Origin of the sequence: Acinetobacter baumannii (assembly GCF_009759685.1) — a bacterium.
GTDB lineage: Bacteria > Pseudomonadota > Gammaproteobacteria > Pseudomonadales > Moraxellaceae > Acinetobacter > Acinetobacter baumannii.
This window is the reverse complement of sequence record NZ_CP046654.1, coordinates 3023008-3040205: the sequence shown is the minus strand read 5'-3', so window position 1 is coordinate 3040205 and position 17198 is coordinate 3023008. Positions and strand designations below refer to the sequence as shown.

Here is a 17198-nt window from a genome sequence, read left to right as displayed (position 1 = left end):
ATATATAAAATAACAAAGACAACTTTTTAAAAAAGACTATTTACTCATATTCACGTGCAGATTAACCAATATAGAGGGACTGAAAATTAAATAGAGGTAGTCTAGACATGGAAAATACAACGAATCAGTATCCATCAGAAGTTCCTGCACAAGTTCAACCTCATCAACCAGGTGATCAGGAGAAAATGCATCCTGAACCAGAAATTATTAAAGCATCTCATAAAGGCAGTGAAAAACTAAAAGGCAAAGTTGCCGTCATTAGCGGTGGTGATAGCGGTATAGGCCGTTCAGTTGCCGTACTATTTGCCCGTGAAGGTGCCGATATTGCTGTACTGTACCTTGAAGAAGACCAAGATGCCGAAATTACTAAACAGCTTATTGAAAAGGAAGGACAACAATGTCTTTTATTAAAAGGTGATATTTCCGATCCAGACCTTGCAAAACAAAATATTGATAAGGTTCTACAGCATTTTGGTAAAATTAATATTTTAGTAAATAATGCGGGTGTGCAATATCAACAAAAAGAAATTGAAAGTATTAGTAATGAACAATTAGAAAAAACATTTAAAACAAATATTTTTGCCATGTTTTATTTAACCAAAGAAGCCATTCCTTATATGGAGGAAGGCGATAGCATTATTAACACCACCAGTATTACCAGTTACCAAGGTCATGATGAGTTGATTGACTATGCAAGTACTAAAGGTGCAATTACCTCTTTTACTCGTAGTCTATCGAACAATTTAATGAAGCAGAAAAAAGGTATTCGTGTAAATGGTGTTGCACCAGGCCCAATCTGGACTCCCCTTATTCCAAGTAGTTTCGATGCTGAAACTGTCGAAAAGTTTGGTAAAGATACCCCAATGGGTAGAATGGGTCAGCCAAGTGAAGTCGCACCTGCTTATCTTTTCCTTGCCTCAGATGATGCAAGTTATATTACAGGTCAGGTTATTCATGTAAATGGCGGTCAAATTGTTAATGGCTAATAACATAAGTTAGAAAAAGCCCTGAAAGCGTTTAAACTTTCAGGGCTTTTTTTATTTAAGCCGGTACATGTGCGGCTATTTGTTCTCGTGACCAAACACGGTGTGCTTTAATCAGGTTCTTAAATTTTTCCGCAACATGCTGGAACTCATCTTCAATTAAAGTTCCTTCATCCGCCACTAAACCTAATGGTTCAAGCAAATCAGATTTATTACCTAAAAATACGATTGGCTTTAAGTGCTTATAAGCTTCGAGTAAGTAATGGCGAGCTACCCCGTCTTGCATAACCGTATTTAGGTTATCGCCATCCGGAATAATTACCGCATCATAGGCAATTGAAGGCTCAGACATTTGCATGCCATCAGCCACAATAACGTTATCTTTATGATCTTTGACTGGAGCCAAGCTCGGCGCTAGTAAGTGAAGGATTACGCCTTCTTTAATTGCCCAGTTTTTAATAGCTTCTAATGCGTCAGACTTCACCATGTTATGGATAAGTACGGCAACTTTTCTACCTTGAATATCTTCAGGTGGGAAAGCTAAAAAAGATAACTTGGCAGATTTTTCAACTGCTGTTTTCTTATAGTTTAGGGTTAAGTCAGGCACTTCAATACCTAAATTTGCCCCTACTTGGCGTGCCAAATCTAAGTCGATATTAGCCAAAATTTGTTGAACTTGACGCTCACGAATATGCTTTCTTTGAACTTTACTTAATTCAAAAGTATAGGCATCGACCACATGTTTTTGTTCATGCGGTGCAAGGCTTTTGTAATATAGTCGCGGTTGAGAGAAATAATCAGAGAACGTCTCACTTCTTTGACGAAGTTTATGTCCACTAATTTTTTCAGGATAACTTTCAAAACCACCATTTGATGCCGCTGGCGGTGTTTCTACTGGCCAATTTCCATCAATTGAGTTTGGTTGATATGCAGCCTGTCCTTTATGAATGGTATGCTGATGAATACCATCACGTTGATTGTTATGGAATGGACACACAGGTTTGTTAATCGGAATTTGGTGGAAGTTTGGTCCGCCTAAACGGCTTAACTGGGTATCTGTGTATGAAAATAGACGGGCTTGTAAAAGTGGGTCATCTGTAAAATCAATACCAGGTACTACATGACCCGGACAGAAAGCTACCTGCTCTGTTTCAGCAAAGAAGTTGTCTACATTTCTATTTAAAACGAATCGACCAATTGGCGTAACAGGTACTAATTCTTCAGGAATAATTTTTGTTGGGTCCAGCAAATCGAAGTCAAAGTTCATTTCATCTTCTTCTTCGACAATCTGCACACCGAGTTCCCATTCTGGATAAAAACCTTGCTCAATTGCTTCATAAAGATCACGACGGTGGAAATCCGGATCTTTACCCGCAAGTTTTTGAGCTTCATCCCATACCAGCGCACTCAAACCTTGTTTTGGTGTCCAGTGAAATTTCACAAAATGTGATTTACCTTCAGCATTAATTAAACGGAACGTATGCACACCAAAACCTTGGATCGAACGTAAGTTACGAGGAATCGCACGGTCTGACATCGCCCAAATTACAGCATGTGCTGACTCGGGCACTAAAGATACAAAATCCCAGAAAGTATCATGCGCAGTTGCACCTGTTGGGATCTCTGTGTCCGGTTCAGGTTTTACCGCATGTACAAAGTCTGGAAATTTAATCCCGTCTTGCACAAAAAAGACAGGTGCGTTATTTCCTACCAAGTCGAAGTTACCTTCTTGGGTATAAAACTTAATGGCAAAACCGCGAATATCACGGACAGTATCGGCTGAACCACGAGGCCCTTGGACTGTTGAAAAACGTACAAAAATAGGCGTCTGAATAGTTGGGTCTGTCAAGAATCCAGCTTTGGTTAAACGTTCGTTTCCTTCATATGCCTGAAAATAACCATGTGCCCCTACACCACGCGCATGCACAATACGCTCAGGTATACGCTCATGGTCAAAGTGGGTGATTTTTTCTCTTAAAATGAAATCTTCCAATAAAGTCGAGCCACGAATACCCGCTCTTAAGCTATTTTGGTTATCCGCTATTTTAACCCCCTGATTTGTGGTTAAAGCTTCATTAGTTGCATCATCTCTAACTGTGTCTAACTGTTCAGTTTTCTGGGTAGTATTGGCTTTATTATTTGCTGCATCGGCACCAGCCATTTCACTTGTTTTATTGGTTGATTTAGTATTGTCGTTCATGTCCATTACCTATGTTTTTGAAAGTTAAACTTGGGGTTGAAGTAGAAAACGTTTATAAAACTAGTTTTTAAACGTACCTAAATAAGGAAAAAGGAGTTCTACGTATTTACGAGTACTCCAAAGACCAATACTTTTATGATGAGAATCTGGGGCAAGAAACGGAGTAAGTTTACAAATTTTTATGGCAAGGTCATTTGATTGTTGGACGCGCTCTTGTAGTGCATCAAGTTCGCCATCCGAGATATAACTAAATAAATAGTCCTGAATACGCTGGCTATTCTTTAGTTCTCTGCTGTATGCCAAGAAGCTAGAAGAATGATCACTACCAGCAATCCAGTCATGAATAATTTGGCGCTCTACAGGGTTAAACACCCCAAACATTTTTCCATTTTCTTCATTAATCATTCGCCAGAATACGCTCTGTTCAGGGTCGGTATTAAACTTAATCCATTTGTGATCAGTTAAATGAGTGATTAAACCTGCAATGTCATCGGGATTGGATAACCATTGATTAATGGTCTTGCACCCAAACTGTCTGGTTTCGTTATGAATTAACTGACCGACAAGCGCCTTTCTTTTGAAAATTCTATGGACAAAGTCTTCAGTATTTAAATTTTTTATAATGTTTGAAGAGGATACCCCATGATTATTAAGGGCAAAACCATGTTTTAGCTTGGTCAAGAATAGTTCTTTATCTCTATATTTATTATAAATATCTTCAATAACTTTAATGGCTTTATAGGCATGACCATTGTCAATATTGTCGATAGTGATATGAAGATTAAAGTATTTAGAATCAATACCTAATTCAGCAAGCTCATAATTGGAAATTAAAAGATGCAGTGGTAACTGCTCATAGCCTAAATTAAAACCCACAATCTCGGGAATAAACTCAGGAGGCGCATAACCCAGAGCAAGCTGCACAACTGCTTGATGATAATACTCGTCTTCTAAAAGCAGATCGAAACTGTCTAGCCCTAGACTGCGTAAAAGGTCATCATAGATACAGACATGGTTTGCTTTTGGCTCACCTAACCCAAGCTCTTCGAGATAAGTAATAATTAATTCATGAAAAATAGGATCATTCCAATAATGCACTGAGCTATATAGCCATGCACCGTCTACTTTTTTGGTTGGAGACACCTTTATTAAAAACTCAAATGCCTGAGCGACGTTCTTAAAATACTCTCTATCTTGACCAGATTGTCTACGATTTAAATACGCCTGAAATTCCTGACAATTTTTTTTATTATCGTTTTCACACCATGCCTTAATCAAATTGATATCCGAAGGAAAATCTATTTCCTTCATCTCTAGTTTATCTATCTCTTTAGCAAGAAAATCTCTAGCCTTTTTCTCTTTCTCAAAGCTAGAAACATCAGGATCAAGGAAAAAAACAAACAATTCATAATAATTTTGTTGATTATCTTGTAATAAGTCTAATAATCGTTTTTTCACTACAACAGGCATTTTCATTCTCCGTTTGTGAGATATCAATTACCATACGTCACCCTAACTATAATCGAGTTTTAAGTTTGTTATTTTGCGTTATTAAAAAACAAGGTAAATACAATAAATCTAAAAAATTCATAGACATATAAAATAACGCAAAATTACATTTAAACTTTTAGTATTATTTAAGCTGCTGTTTTTATATAAAATTTGCAAATCTTAATCCAATTTTACATTAACTTCACCATCAAAATTATAAACATTAAAAAAATAACAAAGCAAACAATTAAATAGTTTTATAACATTTTAAAAACAATTGTAGGGAGATTTAAAATGTTCAATAAATGTTGCGAATTATTAGCAAAGGAAAAAATTAAAATTGCATTTTTTGAAAGTGCCTCTGCGGGCTACCTTGCTTATCGTTTCTCTTTAAGTCCTTATTCAGGCGATATTCTGATTGGAAGCCTTGTGAGTTACGACCTTCGCGTAAAGGAAAATACCTTACATATTTCAGAAGAGCTTATTGAAAAATATACTGCAGAATCAATGCAAGTAACTGTTGAAATGATTAATAAAGGTAAAGAACTTTTACATGCTGACCTGTATGTTGCCTGCACAGGTCTTTTGAAAAAAGGCGGCTCTGAAACACCAGAAAAACCTGTAGGTACTTTCTTTTACTCAATATATTATAAAAATAATTTTTATAATTTTAGACGTGTTTTAAGGGGGCCTGCCTTTTTAAAACTAAGAAAGTTGATTTACTATGTTACTCAAGATATAAAACTTATTATATTAGAAGACAAAAGGCGTTAATTTTATATAAAAGTTAACAAATATACATTTAGAAATATTTATTATCTTTCTTAAATATTATGTGCTGAAATGTAATTTTTTAAATGTTCATATTAATAATGTTTATGACATAAAATTATATACATTAAAAATCAGCAAGTTATTTAAAATTTATAAATTTTAAGTTTACAGTTAAATATAGGGTAACACCCCTACCCTACACATTTAAAATCTACATGTTTTAATAACCCTATCTGAAGCTCTCAGATAAAACACATCGTCATAATTGATATGAGGTATTAAAAATGAGCACTACTAATAATCAAGCAAATCAACGCAATAATCAGCAGCAACAACAACAGCAAAATGACAACCGTAATCAACAGCAACACGGTAACCAACAGCAAAACGATCAACAGCAACAAAATAACCAGCAACAACAGCAAAATGATAACCGCGGCCAACAACAAGGATCTAACCAAAAAGATTCTGGCCAACAAAACTCAAATAACAACCAACAACGTTAATCGTTTGTAGTTGTTCTTTGATGCGGTCGATCATTTAGGAAGGTGACCTCACCTTCCTAAATCAAAATATAAGCATAAAATTCAATAAAATATGAGGGAATTCTGATGACAGATCAAAATACAGATCATGCTCAATTGGTAGCTGGCGATCATAACTATTCTGACTCTCGCTGGCGCGAAAGCTATCTTACTCGACCTTATTATCAAGAAGCGCAATTAACTACACCAGATCTAGATTATGATCGTGATTTCTCTGCAGCTTATGAACTTGGTCATCGAGCTCGTTCTGAATCTAAAGAAGGAACTCAGTTTGAAGATATGGAAGGCAGCTTGCAGCAAAAATGGGAAGAACTAAAAGCTGAGTCCCGCCTAAAATGGGAACACGCTAAACAAGCGATTAAAGATGCATGGGATGATATGTAACATCCTCAAAAGGTCCATAGCTATAAGCTTATTTCCTATTGGCCCTGGGAAATAGGCTTTTTTATTGTCGTAACATTATGAGCATTAAAAAAATGGTGGCATATTAAAATTATGACTAAGATATTGATTTGCTAAATTTGGATCATCAAAAACTTCTTTTTTAAATTGTACACTCGGTGTTGTAGCGAGTACATGTGTCGGTTTAATAGTGACTTCCACTACATACTTATTTTGCTCATACTTGGCTTTTACGCCATAAATCTCAGAATCATTAATGCAAGTTCCATCTGTAAAATATACAAACATACGTACTACCTTAAATATTACTCATCATAGCGGTCTTATCAAAAATAAAGCCTGACTAGATAATCAGGTCAGGCCTTTCATCAAAATTAACTTTGATTTTTCTTAAAATATTCAATTATTTCTTCCCCATTATTTACAGGCTTTTTCTGCGAAGGGTAAGTTTCTTCATAGGCATAGGCGGGTAAAGTAATTTTAGCTCGAATTGGAGGTAATTTTTCTTGTCCACCTGTGGTAATTCGCTCAATAAAACCAGCAAGCCAAAGGACAAACTCCTGAGTATTTTTACTTTTAGAAATAAGACTTAAATCCAATTTAATTTTTGACTCTTGCAAAGGTTTAATGAGTATTTCGGCAAAATCAATATAATTATATAAAAGCTTTAATTTTGTCCCCTTTATTTCTTGTCTGAGTTCAATCATCAAATTATTAAGATCTTCCATCGGATCATCCGTAAAGCCTTTTTTTTCTTTAACATTTTGATATATTTTCTCAGCTATTTTTAAATATTGGGGCATATCCTTACCTTTTATAGTTCGCTCTTACTAAAATGAATTTTGGATGAATATAAGTAAGCTATTGTGTTTGTTTTATTAACTTTTTGAAACGGTAACTTAAGATTGCAACAAAACGGTAACAACAAATTCTCCAAATTGTAAAAATAAAATAAATACTTGATTAATTTTATATTTTTATATATTTCATTATTATTAAATTATATTTTTTATATAAAATAACGATTAAAAAAGCCTACTAATAAAGTAGGCTTTTGAAAGAAGCTAATCTATTACGAGTTTTTATTCATGTCATGAGATGTAGCTGGATCACTTGCTTCATGCATGCCGTCATTTCTTGAATTACGATCTTGGCAAGCACTCATACCCATAGCAATTGCCAACACCATACTTACTGCACAAAAGATTCTTACCATTTAAATCACCTTTATAAATATTAAAATGTAGGTTTATGAATAACATTATCTTATGTTGGCCTACCGCAGTGGTTCTCTTAACTTTTGTAGATTATGCAAGCTTTTGTAAAAACCAAAAATTATGATTAATAAAATTATATTTCTTGCAATTGATATTTTGGTTATTTTTTGGCAAGCAATGTTTAGGAGACTCTGGTCATGTTATAAAATTCGAATTATTAAATAGTTTAGCCAAACAACACACCTAATTAGAGATATTGATATACTATACAAATAAACAATTAATAAATATTTGATATATAAGATTAAAAAATAATAGTGTGACTTATATTCAAATTATTTATACTCATATTATATTTTTTAATTTTTCTATTTTCTAAATAAAAACAGTGAAATATTTATATCAAGTTATATAAATCAATCTTTTATTTTTGCAATTGACCCACCCCAATGCTCAGCTTATGATGCTCGCGCTGACCAATTTTGTCAGTCGGTTTTAGCAGACCGTCTACCTAAGTGCACTAAAAACACGTTTTTTGGTGTGACGCCCCTCGTACCTTTGATGGAGGAACGGGAGTGGGACACCCTTGGGTGTGCTGGTTTCTTAGGTATCAGTCTGCTAACCCTCTTTCGTTTCGCCACCATAATAATGAGCAATGAGTGGGCATAACTTCTTTTAACCAAGGAGTCACTCATGACTATTATTCTATATTTTTTAAATTCTTTTATTAAACCTACTTACATTCAACCTCTTTTACTCAAGCAGTCATTTCTTAGAGTTCTTTCTCATCCTCTGTTTAAAAGAACTAGCTACTATAGAGTTCGAAAAATTTTTACTTAATCTTTTTGTGTACCCATCTTGACATACAAGATTGGGGCAGAAGTTTTATGTATTCAAAATCACATAAAGATTAAAACTTCTATCAACATCACTTAACGATAACAACAACCCATGAAGAGTAACAAGAATGTTTTTTCTCTATCGTTTTGTTTTGGTGAGCCTTCTGACAATAGGTGTTTTAAATTTGATGGGGTGCAGGCCAATGAGTAAAAATGAATTTAATACGCGTTGTGTATGGGCCGGACATGACCTTTCAGCGTGTAATTGTATTTATAATTCTTTAGAGCAGCATTATTCACCTCAATTTGTAGAAAGTTTACCAAAATTAAGTTTGCAAAATATTGATGCAAAAATGAACTTTGTAGAAACCATGAATCAAACAATGCAGCAGTGCCAATTGAGTGCGAGCAAACACTAAACTAATTTATAGAGGCATGCTCTACCAAAAAATCCAAGAATGTACGTACGCGATTAGGAACATACTTATCATGGCCAATCCAGACAGCATGAAATTCTTCAGAAGCATGAATATTCCAATCTTCAAGAATTTTGACGAGTTGTTTTTGCTGTAAAGCATTTCGAATCTGGAATTCATTTAGTTGAGCAATGCCAGCACCTGCCAGTGCCAACTGTAAAATTGCTTCGCCATGGTTTACTTTTAAAACTTTAGAGGGGGTAAGGCTGATTTCCTGAGTTGCTTTTTTAAATAACCAGGTTTTGTTCTGGCGTTGATAACTTACATCTAAAAGCTGATGTTCATGTAGTTCATCTGGATGTTCGGGGCGACCGTACTTTTCAATATATACAGGTGAGCAAACATACTGTTTATAAGTACTGCCAAGCGAGCGGGCCACCAAATTGGAGCTTTTCAAAGGTCCTGTTCGAATCGCAACATCAATTCTTTGTTCAACCAAATTAATTACTTCATCACTCAAATGAGCTTCTAATTCAATTTCCGGGTAACGTTGATTAAACAAACTAATGCATGGCAATAAAAAGTGTGTCCAATATGAAAAACTGGTATGGATTCTAATTCGCCCTTTCGGTATATGATTTGCAGTAACCGCTTGTTCCAGTTCGTCTAAGTCATTGAGTATTTGAATGCCTAGCTCATAAAACTGGCATCCTTCATTGGTAAGCTGAAACTGACGTGTTGAACGATTGAGTAACCTGACACCCAGTCTTTTTTCTAAACGAGAAATTAACTTGCTTACGGCAGAAGGCGTCATGTTACACGCTCTTGCTACCGCTGAAAAACTTCCAAGCTCGACCACCCGTATAAAAATTGCCAACTCGCCAGAACGATTGATATCAAAATAAGACATAGCGAAATTTATTTATGAATTGTATTCACAGATCTTATTCCGCTTAGACCGCTATAACAAGGCATCAATTTGTTTCAACATACCTTTAATTCGTTTTAAAGAGTTCTTGAGATGAAACTTTATCAAGCTACCCTATTTTCTTTGGTTTTATTTACGAGCTTTGCACAAGCTGATGCAGAAAACAGCCAATGGATTACCACTTGGTCTGCGAGCCCTCAAAAAGTCTGGAATAAAGACTTCGTTTTTCCAACACTCATTCCAGAGCAAGTATCTAATCAGACTATTAGACAAATGAGCAAAATTAGTTTGGGCGGTGAAGCTGTTCGGCTCGTTTTTACCAATCAATATGGTAAACAGCCACTTTATATCGATCAAACAACGATTGGTTTAGCGAATGCAGTAACTCTAAAATCTAAGAGTACCTATCCCGTTTATTTTTCTGGTCAACTTAAAGCAAGAATTTTACCTGGCAAACAACTCATAAGTGATCCAATTCAGTTGCCTGTACCCGATCATGCTCAATTAGTGGTGAATAGCTTTATTCAAAAGCCTACAATGTTTAAAACATTTCATTGGGATGCCAAACAAACCAGTTGGCTGATTAGTGGAAATCAGACAACAAATTTCACTACGCCAACCGATGCCAAAACAACGACGGCACGGTTATTACTGTCTGCAATAGAGGTAAAACCCAAACAAAAGGCTCATGTAGTTGCAGTTGTTGGAGACTCAATTACCGATGGGGCGACTGCAACCTTAGATGCAAATACAAGATGGACCGATTTTTTAGCGAAGCGTTTATCAGCACACCAAGTAGCAGTGATTAATAGTGGTATTTCAGGAAATCGATTACTTACCGATGGTATGGGTGATAGCGTTTTAAAACGTTTAAACAGTGAGATATTTCAATATTCAGGCGTTAAAACTTTAATTGTTTTGGTTGGTATCAATGACATTTCATGGCCCGGTACAGCTTTTGCACCTAAACAGCAAATACCCTATTTTGAGGCGCTCACTCAAGGTTATCGACGTGTTGTAAGTGAGGCCCATAAACATAATATTCAGGTGATTGGTGCAACCTTACTTCCGTTCTCTGGTGCTTTGCCTAATACCTCTTTAGATAATTATTATCAACCCAACAAAGATCAATTACGTCAGCGCATTAACCACTGGATAAGAACTAGCCATACCTTTGATGGTGTGCTTGATCTTGATGAAGGCTTAAAAGATCCAAAACATCCCAATCGATTAAATCCAATTTATGATTCTGGAGATCATTTACATCCTAATGATCGCGGCAATCAGCATATGGCAGAATTGGTAGATTTAGATCAAATTATTAAAAATTAATGATTCCCCCATCAGATGAAATCTTCACATGATGGGGCTACTTATTTAAAAATCATAACTTGCTATCATGTTGAAGCGGTTATCAATCCCGTTACGATTATCGAATGTTTCACGTTCCCCATAAACATATTCGATACCCAAAGTAATCGGCTTATATGGGTTATAAAGTGCATTCACCCAACCTTGCCAAAGCTGTTTGTTTTGGGTGGTACTCGTACGCTGTAATTCGGCAAAACGGTTATCATTTTTAGCCTTCATATAGCCATAGCCTAAAGTCGAGCGAATTTGCGGTGTAAATTGATGAGTGATACCCAAAGAAACCGTGTCAAATTCATTGCTATGTATATTGTTTTGATCGTCTATTGCATAACCACTGTTACTCCATAGCAAGAAACGTCCATCACCTTTGACATGGTAATAATCGGCTTTAAGTAATGTATCAGGGGTAATTTGATATTTACCGCCCAAGCCTACACCCCACGCCCACTCACTATCATGGTTAGTTCTTTTTTCTGCAACAAAACTACGGCCTGAAAGCATCGAACCATGGGCAAATTTATGATTTAAACGTCCGACTAAAGCAGGTAAACGCATTTTATTATCTGGATCTGTTGCAGCAGTATATTTCGGGTCTTCAACTGATACTGCAAAACTTGTATTTGCCGTTAAGTTATCGCTATAGCGAACAAGCGACGATCTTAATAATGCACTACCTACAAATGTACCCGCATCAATTGTTTCTGGGTAATATTCAGGGGCAATAAATGTCGACCATGTTTGGCCAATAAGCCATTTATCAAAAGTTAAATAGGCATGACGTATCCGAAACTGATCACGTGTAGCCGCCCCAAAAAAGTCCATTTCTAACTTTCCGCCCACATCACCAATGGCGGTAGGTGTTTTAAAATTCAATCCGAAGCGGGTCACATAAACCGTACTGTGCAACTGGTCTTTCTGTGCAGATTCTTCTGGCGTATTTTCAAGAGGAACGCCACTAATATTGTTATACATCGTAGATGCACCCTTAATTTGATAAGAAGCATCTGCTCGTATATAACCGTATAAGTTAAATTCTGCACCAGATTTAGTTAATGTTTGCTGTATAGGTTGTGGAGCTTGAGTAACTACAGGAGCAGCTTGTTCTACTCTTTTTTGAGCTAAAGATTTTTGAGCCTCCATATTAGTTTGTAGCATAGCTCGTAGTTCTTTTATTTCTTGGCGAAGTTGCTCTATTTCAGGGTTTACTTGGCCTGCAAAAGCAGAAGACATAAGCAGAGTCACAGAAACTGCCAACAAGCTTTTTTGAACCGTTGTATTTAAAATTTTCATCATGAAATTTTCCTTTAGACCTTTTAAGTAGTCTTAAAAGTCTCGACATCCTTTTTGTTATGTACCTATCTAAAATAGATCCTTGAAAATTTGCCTTTCTTTCACAAGAAAGACGTTCCCTTATATTTTTTAGATCCACCCTCCCTAGTGCAGCAAAAGCAACTTTTTAATTTTCCATTTTTTATATTCTCTTCCACATTGAGAATATTCAGTTTTAAACCCTTATTTATATTCCCCAATAGTATTATTTTTTTGCAATAAACCCTTGATAAGTCAAAATTTGCGTATATGGCTGTACGCTTTCAAAGCCTGTCTTTTCCAAAAGCTTTATATATCCTTCAGTCGTTAAACTAAAAAAGTCCTCCGCCATACGCTCCAACATTTTTTGACATTGTTCTTCTGTTAACCCTTGAGCCAAACACAAATAACGTAATGCTTGAAGCTGTTGTGGATTTACACAAGTCATGAGGTCATAGGTAAGTAAAGGCGCCTTTTCTTTTAAGCGATCATAAATATCCTTAAAGAAGGCTGGTTTTATGTCATCTGCAATAAAATGAGCCACGAGAATAGAAAGTGCAGCATCAAAGCAACTCTCGAGAGGTAAAGCTGAAGTTTCACCGTGAACAAAAGTGACTTGGGTAGATTTACCTAAAATCTCCACCTGCTCCTGAGCTTTTTGCAGCATGGTTAAAGATGGATCAACCGCTGTGAATTGCCAGTTTGGATGTCTTTTAAGTAAATATTCGAGTTCGTAACCCGTACCACAGCCCACAATTAAGATATGAGCATCTGGTGGCAACACCGACTGCAAAATGGCATCCACCTGTTGGTGGATCACTTCATAGCCCGGAATTAATTTACGAATATGCACATCATATCCTTCGACTACTTTAGGGCTATTAAAGTCTTTTGCCATTTTGCGTGTCCTCTATTTAAACCGTATTTCGATTTTCCTTTGTTGCACTTTGACCGAGCTTTTGACTTATTTAGTCAAAGACATTTCCCGTTAAATTAAGTTCAGCTCGCATAATTTCCTGCAATTTAAACTTTTGGGCTTTGCCAGAAGCAGTCATTGGAAACTCATTAAAGAATCGGACATAACGCGGCACTTTGTTGTGTGAAATGTGTTCTTTGCAAAATTGGCGGATGCTGTCTTCATCGACTTGGTGATGCTCATGCAGAATAATGCATGCACAAAGTTCCTCACCATATTTCGCATCTGGCAAGCCAATCACCTGTACATCGCTTACGTCTGGATGAGTATATAAAAAGTCTTCAATCTCTTTTGGAAAGAGGTTTTCCCCACCACGAATCACGACATCTTTAATACGGCCTTTAATTTTAATAAAACCGTCTTGATCCATCTCGGCAATGTCACCCGTATGCATCCAGCCAGCCGCATCAATCACTTCACGGGTCTTTTCCTCTTCACCCCAATAACCAGCCATCACTGAATAACCACGGACGCATAGCTCACCCAAAGTCCCTTGCGGAACAATTTGCCCTTCTAAATCGACAATTTTAATTTCAACATGTGGATGGACATGCCCAACTGTGCTTACTCGCTTATCAATCGAATCGTTTACCGAGCTTTGTACACTCACTGGCGAGGTTTCGGTCATGCCATAACAAATGGTGATTTCAGACATATGCATTCGGTCTATAACACGTTGCATAATTTCACGTGGACAAGGACTACCTGCCATAATGCCTGTTCTTAAGCTCGACAGATCAAAATCATTAAACTGTTCATGCTCTAAGGTTGCAATAAACATGGTTGGTACGCCATAAGCTGCCGTACAACGTTCTTGATGAATCGCTTTTAAAGTTTCCAAAGGATTAAATACAGCAGATGGATAGACCATGGTTGCCCCATGCGTCACACACGCCAGATTCCCCATCACCATGCCAAAACAATGGAACAATGGCACAGAAATACAGACTTTATCTTGAGGAGTTAAACGAATGCCTTCACCGACAAAATAACCATTATTTAAAATATTATGATGGGTTAACATGGTCCCTTTCGGGTTACCTGTTGTACCTGAGGTAAATTGGATATTAATAGTTTCATCAAACTGGAGCTGTCTGGCTAATTGTTTTAATTGTTCTAGCTGTTCAGAAGTTGGTGTGGTTAGTAAATCACTAAAACGATAAATACCGGTATGTTGTTGGTCATCAATTTTAATGACAAATTTTAAATGTGGCAGTCGCTCTGAACTGAGCACTTTATCTGTACAGGTGGTTAACTCAGGAGCAATTTTTGTGAGTAATTCTTGATAATCCGTCGTTTTAAATTGAGAAGCAATAATCAATCCTTTGCATGAGACCTTATTCAACACATATTCAAGCTCATGACTTTTATAAGCTGTATTTAGATTGACTAAAATAATCCCTGCTTTAAAAGCTGCAAACTGCGTGATGGTCCATTCCACACAGTTAGGTGACCAAATCGCTAATCGGTCTCCTTTTTTTAATCCCAATTTTAATAGGCTACAAGCAAAAGCGTTTACTTCATCCTGTAAAGCTTTATAGGTTAATCGTCTGTTTTGATGAAAACTGACAATCGCTTCCTTTTCAGCATATTGCTGACAGGCCTGATCAAATTGTTCACCAATGGTCATACCCAATAAGGGTTGTGTACTTGGTCCCGAGGCGTAGCTTAACCGTTCTTGTTGCATTGAATCATTCTCCTTGATTCTTTGTAATTCTCTTCTTACCTGATCTAATTGTTGTTACTGCAACTACTTTTCCACACTACTTATTTTGTGTTGTTTTATCCTTTATATGCCCTATTTTTTCTGCACAGCATCCACACAAAAGTCAGCAATCTGTTTTGAAAAATAGTCTTTATGCGCATGATCAAACTTTGTATTTTGAGCTGGGTCTAGGGGTTCAACCACCACATAAGTCATAGCACCGACTACACAAAGTGCTGCTGTGTTTAAATCATCCAAGACAAACTCACCACTTGCATTTCCATCCGCAAGTATTTTTTTAATACTTTGTTTAATCAATTGCTTCACACGAAAACGCTCATGTTCAACCGTTGAATCGACAGGTTCAAACATGAGTGAATATGCAAGCTGAGGACTATTGAGTGCCCGTTTTACAAAGGTTGCCACCGCCTTGTGTAATTTCTGCTTTGCCGATAAGTCACTTTCGGTAATCGATTCAATCACCAATAGTTCTGTATTAATGGCATCAGACAAAACTTCTATTAGCACTTGGCTTTTATTATCGAAGTAGCGATAAACCAGACCACTTGATACACCCGCTTGCTCTGCAATTGTTTGTATTTGTGCGTCTTTGAACCCTCCCTCTGAAATTATTTTTCTGGCTGAACTCAAAATCGATTTTCGATTTTGTTCCATCCGCTCTTGCATTAAAGATGATCGTTTATAGCTCATAATTTATTCTCTAACAAATAAAATGAATTGTAAATCATTTTATGAATCTGTATTCACTTTTTCAAAAAATCATTGTATGGTAATTATCAAATACCCACAAAATATTTTATGGACAACAAATATAACCAATAGGATGAAAATATCATGAACCTACGCAGCTTGAATTTCGGTCTAGATGAAACTTTAATTGCGCTTCAAGATTCGGTAGCCGCATTTTGTGCAAAGGAAATTGCACCAATTGCCCAACAAGTTGATCAAGACAACAAATTCCCTGCACATCTCTGGAAAAAATTCGGAGATATGGGCCTTTTAGGTATGACGGTTTCTGAAGAATATGGCGGTGCCAATATGGGTTATTTAGCTCATATTATTGCCATGCAAGAAATTTCCCGTGCTTCGGCAGCCATTGGTCTTTCTTATGGTGCTCATTCTAATTTATGTGTAAACCAGATTAACCGTAACGGTAACGAGCAGCAGAAACAAAAGTATTTACCAAAATTAATTTCCGGTGAATACGTTGGTGCCCTTGCCATGTCTGAGCCGAATGCCGGTTCCGATGTCGTCAGCATGAAATTACGCGCAGAGCAAAAAGGTGATCACTTTGTTTTAAACGGTTCAAAAATGTGGATTACTAACGGCGGTGATGCAGATGTACTGGTCGTTTACGCTAAAACTGATCCACAAGCTGGCCCGAAAGGCATGACCGCATTCTTGATTGAAAAAGACATGAAAGGCTTTAGTCACGGCAACCACTTAGACAAACTCGGTATGCGCGGCTCTAACACTTACCCCCTATTCTTTGACAATGTAGAAGTCCCTGCTGAAAACGTACTTGGTGGTGTGGGTAACGGGGTTAAAGTACTCATGAGTGGTTTGGACTATGAACGAGCAGTTTTAAGTGCCGGACCTTTAGGCATTATGGATGCTTGTTTAGATGTGGTAATCCCATACTTACATCAACGTGAACAGTTTGGTCAGGCTTTAGGTGAATTCCAGCTTATGCAAGGCAAACTTGCCGATATGTATTCAACTTGGTTGGCATGTAAAGCTCTCGTTTATGCGGTTGGTGCTGCCTGTGACAAAGCTGACCATGACCGCAGCCTACGTAAAGATGCTGCAAGTGCCATTTTATATGCTGCCGAAAAAGCAACATGGATGGCGGGTGAAGCAATTCAAACTTTAGGTGGCAACGGTTATATCAATGAATTCCCTGCTGGCCGTTTATGGCGTGATGCAAAACTTTATGAAATTGGTGCGGGAACTTCTGAAATTCGCCGTATGTTGATTGGCCGCGAACTCTTCAATGAAACCAAATAATAATTATAAATAAGG

Annotated in this window: 17 protein-coding genes; 7 read left to right on the top strand and 10 right to left on the bottom strand. The window is 36.8% G+C overall.

Going from position 1 to position 17198, the window contains the following annotated elements:
* The first annotated feature begins 107 nt into the window (after nucleotides 1-107).
* Nucleotides 108-986 (top strand): SDR family oxidoreductase, encoded by an 879-nt coding sequence (locus GO593_RS14535; RefSeq protein WP_000432325.1) that lies wholly within the window; start codon nucleotides 108-110, stop codon nucleotides 984-986.
* Between the two features lie 55 nt (nucleotides 987-1041).
* Here GO593_RS14535 and katE read toward each other — a convergent pair whose 3' ends face one another.
* Nucleotides 1042-3189: a catalase HPII gene (gene katE / locus GO593_RS14530; RefSeq protein WP_100223334.1), complete on the bottom strand. Its 2148-nt coding sequence runs from the start codon at nucleotides 3187-3189 to the stop codon at nucleotides 1042-1044.
* A 54-nt stretch (nucleotides 3190-3243) separates the two neighbouring features.
* Nucleotides 3244-4653, bottom strand: coding sequence for an iron-containing redox enzyme family protein (locus GO593_RS14525; RefSeq protein WP_001145673.1), 1410 nt, complete (start codon nucleotides 4651-4653; stop codon nucleotides 3244-3246).
* Nucleotides 4654-4968: 315 nt separating this feature from the next.
* Between GO593_RS14525 and GO593_RS14520 the strand changes: the two genes are divergently transcribed.
* The 3 genes from GO593_RS14520 (at nucleotide 4969) to surA1 (ending at nucleotide 6377) form a co-directional block, all read left to right on the top strand.
* The gene (locus GO593_RS14520; RefSeq protein WP_000482091.1) at nucleotides 4969-5448 is read left to right on the top strand and encodes a CinA family protein; all 480 of its coding nucleotides are present in this window, start codon (nucleotides 4969-4971) and stop codon (nucleotides 5446-5448) included.
* A gap of 284 nt (nucleotides 5449-5732) precedes the next feature.
* Nucleotides 5733-5954, top strand: a complete 222-nt coding sequence (locus GO593_RS14515) for a hypothetical protein (protein ID WP_000108365.1) — start codon at nucleotides 5733-5735, stop codon at nucleotides 5952-5954.
* 105 nt (nucleotides 5955-6059) lie between these two features.
* Nucleotides 6060-6377, top strand: coding sequence for a surface antigen protein 1 (gene surA1 / locus GO593_RS14510; RefSeq protein ID WP_000132045.1), 318 nt, complete (start codon nucleotides 6060-6062; stop codon nucleotides 6375-6377).
* An 84-nt stretch (nucleotides 6378-6461) separates the two neighbouring features.
* Here the strand turns inward: surA1 and GO593_RS14505 are convergent, their stop codons facing one another.
* The 3 genes from GO593_RS14505 to GO593_RS19085 form a co-directional block, all read right to left on the bottom strand.
* Nucleotides 6462-6683: a hypothetical protein gene (locus tag GO593_RS14505; RefSeq protein ID WP_000498477.1), complete on the bottom strand. Its 222-nt coding sequence runs from the start codon at nucleotides 6681-6683 to the stop codon at nucleotides 6462-6464.
* Nucleotides 6684-6769: 86 nt separating this feature from the next.
* Nucleotides 6770-7198, bottom strand: a complete 429-nt coding sequence (locus tag GO593_RS14500) for a hypothetical protein (RefSeq protein WP_001136761.1) — start codon at nucleotides 7196-7198, stop codon at nucleotides 6770-6772.
* A 269-nt stretch (nucleotides 7199-7467) separates the two neighbouring features.
* Nucleotides 7468-7611: a hypothetical protein gene (locus GO593_RS19085; RefSeq protein WP_000251637.1), complete on the bottom strand. Its 144-nt coding sequence runs from the start codon at nucleotides 7609-7611 to the stop codon at nucleotides 7468-7470.
* A 968-nt stretch (nucleotides 7612-8579) separates the two neighbouring features.
* On the opposite strand from GO593_RS19085, the gene GO593_RS14495 reads away from it, so the two are divergent.
* On the top strand, nucleotides 8580-8870 hold the full coding sequence (locus tag GO593_RS14495; protein ID WP_001984002.1) for a hypothetical protein: 291 nt from the start codon (nucleotides 8580-8582) through the stop codon (nucleotides 8868-8870).
* A 1-nt stretch (nucleotide 8871) separates the two neighbouring features.
* On the opposite strand, the gene GO593_RS14490 is transcribed toward GO593_RS14495, so the two are convergent.
* Nucleotides 8872-9777, bottom strand: coding sequence for a LysR family transcriptional regulator (locus GO593_RS14490; RefSeq protein WP_000119777.1), 906 nt, complete (start codon nucleotides 9775-9777; stop codon nucleotides 8872-8874).
* A 111-nt stretch (nucleotides 9778-9888) separates the two neighbouring features.
* Here GO593_RS14490 and GO593_RS14485 point away from each other — a divergent pair, with 111 nt between their 5' ends.
* Nucleotides 9889-11127, top strand: coding sequence for an SGNH/GDSL hydrolase family protein (locus GO593_RS14485; protein WP_000781122.1), 1239 nt, complete (start codon nucleotides 9889-9891; stop codon nucleotides 11125-11127).
* A 45-nt stretch (nucleotides 11128-11172) separates the two neighbouring features.
* Here the strand turns inward: GO593_RS14485 and GO593_RS14480 are convergent, their stop codons facing one another.
* From GO593_RS14480 to GO593_RS14465, 4 genes are all read right to left on the bottom strand, one after another.
* A complete protein-coding gene (locus GO593_RS14480) occupies nucleotides 11173-12456 on the bottom strand; it encodes a DcaP family trimeric outer membrane transporter (RefSeq protein ID WP_100223337.1) in 1284 nt (427 codons plus the stop codon).
* Between the two features lie 244 nt (nucleotides 12457-12700).
* On the bottom strand, nucleotides 12701-13372 hold the full coding sequence (locus tag GO593_RS14475) for a class I SAM-dependent methyltransferase (protein ID WP_001029913.1): 672 nt from the start codon (nucleotides 13370-13372) through the stop codon (nucleotides 12701-12703).
* A 70-nt stretch (nucleotides 13373-13442) separates the two neighbouring features.
* The gene (locus tag GO593_RS14470) at nucleotides 13443-15137 is read right to left on the bottom strand and encodes an AMP-binding protein (protein WP_001183739.1); all 1695 of its coding nucleotides are present in this window, start codon (nucleotides 15135-15137) and stop codon (nucleotides 13443-13445) included.
* A 111-nt stretch (nucleotides 15138-15248) separates the two neighbouring features.
* Complete coding sequence (locus tag GO593_RS14465; protein WP_000120692.1) at nucleotides 15249-15866, bottom strand: TetR/AcrR family transcriptional regulator; 618 nt, start codon at nucleotides 15864-15866, stop codon at nucleotides 15249-15251.
* Between the two features lie 144 nt (nucleotides 15867-16010).
* On the opposite strand from GO593_RS14465, the gene GO593_RS14460 reads away from it, so the two are divergent.
* A complete protein-coding gene (locus tag GO593_RS14460) occupies nucleotides 16011-17183 on the top strand; it encodes an isovaleryl-CoA dehydrogenase (RefSeq protein ID WP_001053637.1) in 1173 nt (390 codons plus the stop codon).
* Nucleotides 17184-17198 lie beyond the last annotated feature (15 nt).

Bases quoted from the DNA above. Each gene is read 5' to 3' on its own strand.
- GO593_RS14495 (WP_001984002.1), top strand. From the start codon at position 8,580: ATGTTTTTTCTCTATCGTTTTGTTTTGGTGAGCCTTCTGACAATAGGT.
- GO593_RS14465 (WP_000120692.1), bottom strand. From the start codon at position 15,866: ATGAGCTATAAACGATCATCTTTAATGCAAGAGCGGATGGAACAAAAT.
- GO593_RS14520 (WP_000482091.1), top strand. From the start codon at position 4,969: ATGTTCAATAAATGTTGCGAATTATTAGCAAAGGAAAAAATTAAAATT.
- GO593_RS14490 (WP_000119777.1), bottom strand. From the start codon at position 9,777: ATGTCTTATTTTGATATCAATCGTTCTGGCGAGTTGGCAATTTTTATA.
- GO593_RS14535 (WP_000432325.1), top strand. From the start codon at position 108: ATGGAAAATACAACGAATCAGTATCCATCAGAAGTTCCTGCACAAGTT.
- katE (WP_100223334.1), bottom strand. From the start codon at position 3,189: ATGGACATGAACGACAATACTAAATCAACCAATAAAACAAGTGAAATG.
- GO593_RS14500 (WP_001136761.1), bottom strand. From the start codon at position 7,198: ATGCCCCAATATTTAAAAATAGCTGAGAAAATATATCAAAATGTTAAA.
- GO593_RS14515 (WP_000108365.1), top strand. From the start codon at position 5,733: ATGAGCACTACTAATAATCAAGCAAATCAACGCAATAATCAGCAGCAA.
- GO593_RS14525 (WP_001145673.1), bottom strand. From the start codon at position 4,653: ATGCCTGTTGTAGTGAAAAAACGATTATTAGACTTATTACAAGATAAT.
- GO593_RS14485 (WP_000781122.1), top strand. From the start codon at position 9,889: ATGAAACTTTATCAAGCTACCCTATTTTCTTTGGTTTTATTTACGAGC.
- GO593_RS14505 (WP_000498477.1), bottom strand. From the start codon at position 6,683: ATGTTTGTATATTTTACAGATGGAACTTGCATTAATGATTCTGAGATT.
- GO593_RS14470 (WP_001183739.1), bottom strand. From the start codon at position 15,137: ATGCAACAAGAACGGTTAAGCTACGCCTCGGGACCAAGTACACAACCC.
- GO593_RS14480 (WP_100223337.1), bottom strand. From the start codon at position 12,456: ATGAAAATTTTAAATACAACGGTTCAAAAAAGCTTGTTGGCAGTTTCT.
- GO593_RS14475 (WP_001029913.1), bottom strand. From the start codon at position 13,372: ATGGCAAAAGACTTTAATAGCCCTAAAGTAGTCGAAGGATATGATGTG.
- surA1 (WP_000132045.1), top strand. From the start codon at position 6,060: ATGACAGATCAAAATACAGATCATGCTCAATTGGTAGCTGGCGATCAT.
- GO593_RS19085 (WP_000251637.1), bottom strand. From the start codon at position 7,611: ATGGTAAGAATCTTTTGTGCAGTAAGTATGGTGTTGGCAATTGCTATG.
- GO593_RS14460 (WP_001053637.1), top strand. From the start codon at position 16,011: ATGAACCTACGCAGCTTGAATTTCGGTCTAGATGAAACTTTAATTGCG.